Here is an 8,870-nt window from a genome sequence, read left to right on the forward strand (position 1 = left end):
AAAACCTTTGGTGATAATGGTACCATCCAGATTGGCAGAGATTTTGACCTTGATCCTATGGGACCTGCAATTGAAGGCGGCGTTGGCATTAATGCGCAACTGTCTCACAATTTCTCCCTTCATGGTGATGTGAGCTATCAACAAAAGCTTCAGAAAACTGGTATAAGTGGTGCAAACTTTTCAGGCGGCATACGCTATCAGTTTTAAATCAAGGCTGTAAAAATAGCCTATTCATTCTATTCAATTTTAAAAAAAGGCAGCTACAATATGCTGCCTTTTTATCTCTCCCCTATTCTTCTCTACCAATACACACCGCCAACATTTTTCTTTAAGAAAATTAGTTAAAAAACTCAAAACAATAAAATAGCGCGCTTTCAACTAGTAAAAATATCCCTTGAAAAAAACTAAACGTCGATTGAAAAATCAATGAGCGCTATTTTATCGTAACCGTGTTAAAGAAAAACATGAAAGATATGGTATCATCTTTGGTTTCATGATGTTGAAAGAGATCCCTATCAGGCTCAAGCATACAGTTTTTTTAAATTTTCTTGCCTACTCCTTTTCTTTAAGCATAAGCAACAAGTTTTATGCAAGCATAACACATATCTTGAATAGAAAAACTTATAATACTTATATAATATTAACATAATGTATTTATATAATACTAAATGAATTTAAGTATAATACATTATATATTAAATGTATAATTTATTTTATACTTTACATAAAAATAAAAATCGCCTATTCACGTTCCATCTCTAAAATACCCATCCATTTGATATCCTTCTTATAAGCGGGGGAAGAGTGTGGGGCACTTATAATTTACTTATAATTTAGGAAAATCTTGATGTGTAAAAAGTCCCTTTTATCCTGCACGGCTGTCATAGCTGTCATGCTATTCAACACCCATCTCAATGTATATGCTGAAACTCTTGAAGTTTCCGGCGAGAAAAAAGAAATATCTAACACAACGTATGAGATTATTAATGCGAAAGACAACGGGGAAATTACCGGCACACATTTAACTGTGGTTGGGAATAAAGACACGGATATTTACGCTGTAACAGCTGACGGTTTTGGCAGTGCGATTACATTACTGCAAGACACAGCCATTAAAGGAACTGATTTTGACATTCGTCTCGGTCTTAATGCAAAAGATGGTGCTACAATCAAAATGACTGGAGGCATTATTACGGTTTCTGAAATTGGCGCTTTCTTCGAAAACAGTATGAATGATAAAAACAAGCTGGAAGGTGTAACAATATCAAGCGGTAAAGATGACCACTTCATGGACAAGGGAATAAATGCCGACAACAAAAGCAAACTTACTTTAGAAAACGTAACGGTTACGCAAGCAAACACCAGTATATTTGCAAATGATCATTCTGAAATAACGATTTTAGGAGGAGCATTTGATGGAGAACTCAAAGGAATATCTGCTACGGAAGGCAGCGCTATTACTTTAACCTATAGTGAATTAGCCGATAATAAAAAAGGCAGTGTTCAAGTTACATCATCTCATGGTGACGGACTCTATGCAAATGGTGCACAATCCACAATCACAATGATAGGAGGATCAGTCACTGGAGAAAATACAGCATTACTTGCAGAAAATGGCGGACATATTGACGTCACAGATGTTACTTTAAAAAAAGATGGCACCGGAATCGGTGCAATAGCTAATGATGTTGACAGCACAATTGAACTGCACGGAAATACGGTAATTAATGACGCCGTAATTGGGCTTTATGCAACAAACGGTAGCACAATCACAATGACTGGAGGAACCATTACGGCTTTTGAAACTGGTGCGTTCTTCAATGAGAGTAAAAGCGATAAAAACAAGTTAGAAAATGTAACCATTACTTATGCAAATACCAGCATAAGTGATCAAGACAAGCTAGAAAATGTAAAAACATCGGACAATGAATTAGACCCTGGATGGGAAAGTGAATTAGAAAATGAAAAAGAAGAGTTTTTATTCACAGGAATAACGGCCTTTGCCGGAAGTCATCTCACTTTAGAAAATGTAACCATTACGCAAGCAGACACCAGCATATCGGCAGAAGATGGTTCACAAGTAACGATATTAGGAGGAGCATTTGATGGAGAACACACAGGGCTATACGTAATGAACGGCAGCTTCATTACTTTAACCAATAGTAAAGAAGGCAGCGTTCAAGTTACATCATCTGATGGTGATGGACTCTATACAGACGGTTTATTCTCTACCATCATAATGATGGGAGGGACAGTGACTGCGGGAAACAGAGCATTATTTGCACAAAAAGGTGGATATATTAAGGTCACAGATGTTGCTCTAACAACGACGGACGGAAACGGATACGGGGCAGCTTCCACCGATCCTTACAGCTTTATTGAATTGGATGGAGAGACAACGATTACTAATGCTATAAATGGACTTGATGCGGAAAACAGTGGTGTCATCATAATGACGGGAGGAGCTGTAACTGCAAAAAGTGCAGCATTGTTTACCATGAACGGTGGATATATTAAGGTCACAGATGTTGCTCTAACAACGATGGACGGAAACGGAAACGGTGCAGCTTCCACCGATCCTGAAAGCTTAATTGAATTGGATGGGAAAACAACAATTAATAATGCTCTCATCGGACTTTATACAGAAAATAGTGGTACTATCGCAATGGCGGGTGGAACTGTAACTGGGAAAAGCGCGGCAGTACTTACAAAAAGCGGTGGACATATTAAGGTCACAGATGTTGCTCTAACAACAATGGATGGCAACGGATATGGTGCAGCTACCAGCGATCCTAACAGCTTGATTGAATTGCATGGAAAGACAACGATTAATAATGCTTTCATCGGACTTTATACAGAAAATAGTGGTACTATCACAATGGCGGGTGGAACTGTAACCGCAACAAATATGGCACTGTTTGCAGCAAACGGTGGACATATTAAGGTCACAGATGTTGCTCTAACAACGATGGACGGAAACGGATACGGGGCAGCTTCCACTGATCCTGACAGCTTGATTGAATTGGATGGAAAGACAACGATTAATAATGCTTTCATCGGACTTAATACAGAAAATAGTGGTACTATCACAATGGCGGGTGGAACTGTAACCGCAACAAACATGGCATTGCTTGCAAAAAGCGGTGGACATATTAAGCTCACAGATGTTGCTCTAACAACGATGTATGGCAACGGATACGGAGCAGCTACCACTGATCCTGAAAGCTTGATTGAATTGGATGGAAAGACAACGATTAATAATACTTTCATCGGAATTTATACAGAAAATAGTGGTACTATCACAATGGCGGGTGGAACTGTAGCCGCAACAAACATGGCATTGCTTGCAAAAAGCGGTGGACATATTAAGCTCACAGATGTTGCTCTAACAACGATGTATGGTAACGGATACGGAGCAGCTACCTCCGATCCTGAAAGCTTGATTGAATTGGATGGAAAGACAACGATTAATAATGCTTTCATCGGGCTCAATGCAGAAAACAGTGGTACTATCACAATGGCGGGTGGAACTGTAACCGCAACAAACATGGCATTGCTTGCAAAAAGCGGGGGACATATTAAGCTCACAGATGTTGCTCTAACAACGATGTATGGCAACGGATACGGAGCAGCTACCTCCGATCCTGAAAGCTTGATTGAATTGGATGGAAAGACAACGATTAATAATATTTTCATCGGGCTCAATGCAGAAAACAGTGGTGCAATCACAATGACGGGAGGAGCTGTAACCGCAACAAACGTGGCAGTGCTTGCAAAAAGCGGTGGGCATATTAAAGTCACAGATGTTGCTTTAACAACAACAAATGGTAACTATGGTGCTGCTGCAACCGATCCTGAAAGCTTGATTGAATTATATGGAAAGACAACAATTAATAATGCTGTAACCGGACTTGATGCAGAAAATAGTGGCACAATTATAATGACTGGTGGAACAGTAACTGCGAAAACCATGGCATTATTTGCAATGAACAGTGGACATATTAAGGTCACAGATGTTGCTCTAACAACGATGGATGGCAACGGATACGGTGCAGCTGCCAGCAATCCTTACAGCTTAATTGAATTGCATGGAAATACAGCGATTAGCAATACTTTCATCGGACTTTATGCAGAAAACGGTGGCACAATTAAAATGAATGGAGGGACCGTAGCAGCAAAAGGATCAGCATTTGTTGTAAAAAATAGCGGATATATTGATGTAACAAATGTTTCTGCAACAGCAGAAAACAGTGGCATAACATTTGATAAATCCGAGGACGATAATGCCTTAGAAATCAACTTGACAAATACAAAGATTCGCACTGAAAATAGTATTGGAATTAACGCAGACCAATCAATCGGTATAGCCAATCTCAAAAATTCAGAAATCAGTGCCGATATTTTATTAGCAGCAAAAGCTTCAACTAAAGAAAATAATTTTGCTTTTACACTAAATGCTAATCACTCCGTATTAAAGGGAAGAGCAAAAATTGCAGAAAACAGAACTGTACGCTTTGATTTGACAAACAAGACAACATGGATATTGAAAACCAGTACAAAAGAAACCGATGATGACGGAAAACTGCTTGCTATTGCTCAAAGGTCACGTTCTGATATTTCTGTGCTCAATCTCAATGATAGTTCTATTGTTTTTAATGGACCGGTAGAAGATCATTATCATACATTGCATATAGGATCTGGAATACCGAACATTCTAGCAGTCTATAATGCCTCTGGTGAGGCAGAAATTCATTTCAACACTATATGGAGTGATGGTGTTGCAATAGATGCACAAAAAACCGATAGGCTTCTCATTCACGGTGATGTAGCAGGCACCACAACAGTTTATGTCAAAAATGTTTCAGGGGATAAAGAGAGTGTAGAAAATGCCTCTGATCCTTCAAATATAGGTGGACTTTCACTTATTCAAGTTTCTGGAGAAGCAAAAGAAGACTCCTTTAAATTGAAAAATGGCTATACCACCATAGGAGGAACTCCTTATAAATATACGCTGACTGCCTATGGACCAGTCTCAAGCTATGGCAAAGCCAATGCTAACCAAAACTTATTCGATGAAAAGGATAAAGATTTCTGGGATTTCCGTTTGCAGCCTGAATTTTTTGACCCCGATTCAAAAGTAAGAGCAGTTGTACCACAAATGGCAAGCTATTTGGTTATGCCAAATGCCCTCTTTTATACTGGATTGGCCGATATGGCCAAGCAAAATGCACTTTTAGCCAATATGAGAACAACAGTCTTGGGAGAGCAGAAAAATCTAAAAAACAGTTTCTTCCTCTCTACCTATGGGGGTACAGGAACCTTATCCTCGAAACGCGGTCCCCTTAAATATGGTTATGGTACTGATATTCGCTACGCTGCTATACAAGGTGGGGTTGCATTGACTACGTTAGAAGGGCACAGCACTACTACACATCTTGGTCTTTTAGGTACCTATGGGCAGCTGTCTTTCACTCCAAAAGAGATGCAGGATGCAAGTAAAAGCACCCTAGATAAATGGTCTCTCACTGCCTATGGTAGTGTACAACATGACAGTGGTTTCTATATCGATACGCTTTTATCCTATGGGATAATAAAGGGCGATATCACCAATGCTATCATTGGTAAAACCGCGAAATTGAACAATGTAAAAATGTTGAGTATTTCCACCACCGTTGGCAAACAATTTTCTACCGGAATGGAAGGTTTAACCTTCGAGCCCCAAATACAACTTGCTTATCAACATTTGATGTTTGATACCATTGAAGATGCTGATAATTTAAAAATTGATATGAACAATCCTTCTCAATGGTTGATCCGTGTTGGTGGACGTTTAACCAAAACCATTATGACCACTGAAAATGGTCCTGCCATTTCCTTCTATGGAAAAGCAAACTTGATCAAAACCTTTGGTGATGATGGTACCATCCAGATTGGCAGAGATTTTGACCTTGATCCCATAGGAACAGCAATTGAGGGCGGCGTTGGCATCAATGCACAACTGTCTCACAATTTCTCTTTTTACGGTGATGTAAGCTATCGACAAAAGCTTCAGAAAACTGGTATAAGTGGTGCAAGCTTTTCAGGTGGCATACGCTATCAGTTTTAAATCAAGGCTGTAAAAATAGCCTATTCATTCTATTCAATTTAACAAAAAGGGCAGCACAATATGCTGCCTTTTTTGTACATTAAAGTCATCCTTTTTCCTTTTAAAGCACCCTTCCCTCTTAATACTTAGTTCTTTACGAAAATCCCCAAGACAAGACACAACAAACGCAACAGAGCACTTCTATCCCCAGTGGATGAAGAGTACTTCCTACTTTGAAAAAAAGAGAAGTCTATTAGAAATAAATTAATACCACTGTGTTGAAAGATGACAACCCACTTTAAGCCCAAGTAAGTTAGCTTTTTTACTAGCTTCTTCTACATCCTTTTTTGTTCCCTCATAATCCCAATTTGCGTCATATAATAATCCCTACCATCACGTAAAAGATGTCATGGTACCACTATATCAGTATCTCAGAATATTTCTCTGAATAATAATATTCAAAATTATAATTCTTTAAATAAAATCAATTATAAATACATTTTGTATTAGACATAATTAATATCAATTATTTTTTAATTTTGACAAAAAACCAAAAATGTCTTACCAAATAAAGACAATTACTGAAATTAATAACAATTATCCATTTTCACTTCTTCTTATGAAGTTCGCGGGGAAATGAATATTTGGGGGCTATCATAAGGAGAATACTAGTGTATAAAACATCCCTTTTATCATGCACGGCTGCAGCCGCTATCATCCTGTTCAACATCCAGTTCAGTGCACATGCTGAAACCCTCGTAGTTTCTGGGGGAAAACAACAAGAAGTATCCGATAAAACCTACGAAACTATTCACGCAAAAGACGGTGGCAAAATCATTGGAAAACATTTAACCATTGTTACGAATAAAGATATAAACCAAGGCACAAACCAAACCGTCTATGCTGTAACAGCAGAAGGTGCTAACAGTGCGATTGAGTTACTGGATGGCACAACCATTAAAGGCACTGGTTCTGGTATTTTCTTAGGCCTTGAAGCCAAAGATGGTGCTACACTTCAAATGACTAAGGGAACAATTACATATTCTGGAATGGAGTCCTCCTCATCTGGCATTTTATCTAGCACTGGTGCTTCCTTTTCTGACAGTAAGAGTAAAAAAAACAAGCTGGAAGACGTGGTAATATCGAGTGAAAACGATAACAGTTCACTATCCTTAGGAATAAGTGCTAAAAACAGCACAGTAACCTTGAACAATGTAACCGTTACTCAAGCACTAACAGGCATATCTGCAGATGATCACTCGATAATAACAATCTCTGGAGGATCATTTCGTGCAAAAAATACAGCAATATCTGCTCAAAATGGCAGCATCATTACTTTAAACAACAATGTTACAGTCGCATCATCTAATGGTAATGCACTCCATGCAGATGGTATAGAATCCAAGATCACAATGAAAGGAGGAGCTGTCATAGGAGGAAATTTGAATGGACATGAAGGCGCATTACTTACAGAAAATGGTGGACGTATTGAAATTACGGATGTTACTCTAACAACCAATAACTTCGGAAACGGTGCAAATGCCAATGGCTTTGGAAGCATAATTGAATTAAAAGGCAAAACAAGCATTGAAAAAGTTAGAGATGGACTGAGAGCAGAAAAAGGTGGTAAAATCACCAGCGAAGATTTAACAATAACTGCTTATGAAAACCAAGAATACGGCACTTCTGGTATAATAGCCATTGATCCCAATAGTGAAATTCAATTAAAGGGGCATACAACCTTTGAAAAAGTTTCGTATGGTCTTGGAGCCTATAATGGTGGTAAAATTACCAGCGGAGATTTAACAATAGTCGGTGGTAAAGCAATTAATGACAACCCCAATGAAGCACGATCTGGTGTATGGACAGCGGGCTCTGGGAGTGAAATTCAGTTAACGGGCAAAACAACCATTCAAAATTTTGATGAAGGTCTTTATGCAGAGGATGGAAGTAAAATCATTACCGGAGATTTAACAATAACCGGTAGTGAGTCCGAAGAACCAACCGTTGGTGTAAGTACTTGGGAGGCCGATAGTATAGTTGAATTAAATGGCAAAACAACTATTCAAAATGTTGGTATTGGTCTCGCTACTGGTGAAGATGGCACAATTAAGATGATTAATGGCGCTATTGATACTAATTCTAAAGGTCTAGATACCCAATCCGACACTCCTCAGAATGGGAAGAAAAATAAAATAGAAGCAAAAATGGCTGCGCTGGTTGTAATAAATGGCGGCCATATTGATCTAACGGATGTCTCTGCAAAAGTAGAAGTTGCCGGTTTACAATTCGCAACTTTCTCCGATGATAATCCAAATGGCTCGCATGATCCACAAAAATATCATAGTAATGAGATCAATCTGACCAATGCAGAGCTTCATGCTGAAAATGGCACAGGAATTTTCATTGGAGCTGTTGTTGAAAAAAGCATCGAAGATGCTACAGCTCCATCAATCGGCACAGTCAATCTTAAAAAATCAGAAGTCCATGCCGATGTTTTACTAGGAAATGGTATTGCTTGGGACAAAGCGTCATGGAAAGATAAAGATTTGTGGGATGATAAAGAGGTTAAAGCGATCTCCAACGGCACCTTCACATTAAGCGCAGATCAGTCTATTTTAGAGGGCAGAGCAAATATTGCTAAAGACAGAAATGTGCACTTTGATCTAAAAAACAATACAACATGGACGTTGAAAATTAGCAAAAACGAAAAAGATGATGATGGCAATCTCCTTGATATCGCTCAAAGATCTCGTTCTGATATTTCCACGCTTAATCTCGATAA

2 protein-coding genes and 1 pseudogene are annotated in these 8,870 nt (G+C 38.6%); all 3 read left to right on the forward strand.

Translation table 11 applies throughout. From position 1 onward, the window contains the following. On the forward strand, nt 1-207 hold a 207-nt coding region (locus tag ACFIK3_RS08785; RefSeq protein ID WP_375676563.1), incomplete at its 5' end, for an autotransporter outer membrane beta-barrel domain-containing protein. A 640-nt stretch (nt 208-847) separates the two neighbouring features. Beyond that, nucleotides 848-6,106 (forward strand): autotransporter outer membrane beta-barrel domain-containing protein, encoded by a 5,259-nt coding sequence (locus tag ACFIK3_RS08790; protein WP_375676564.1) that lies wholly within the window; start codon nt 848-850, stop codon nt 6,104-6,106. A 650-nt stretch (nt 6,107-6,756) separates the two neighbouring features. Then, nucleotides 6,757-8,870: pseudogene (locus ACFIK3_RS08795) on the forward strand (autotransporter outer membrane beta-barrel domain-containing protein); the annotation flags it as partial.

The organism is Bartonella sp. CB10SXKL (genome assembly GCF_042195515.1).
Taxonomy (GTDB): Bacteria; Pseudomonadota; Alphaproteobacteria; order Rhizobiales; family Rhizobiaceae; genus Bartonella.

Excerpts from the sequence above, each read along its gene's own strand:
- ACFIK3_RS08790 (WP_375676564.1), top strand. The coding sequence starts at position 848 with ATGTGTAAAAAGTCCCTTTTATCCTGCACGGCTGTCATAGCTGTCATG.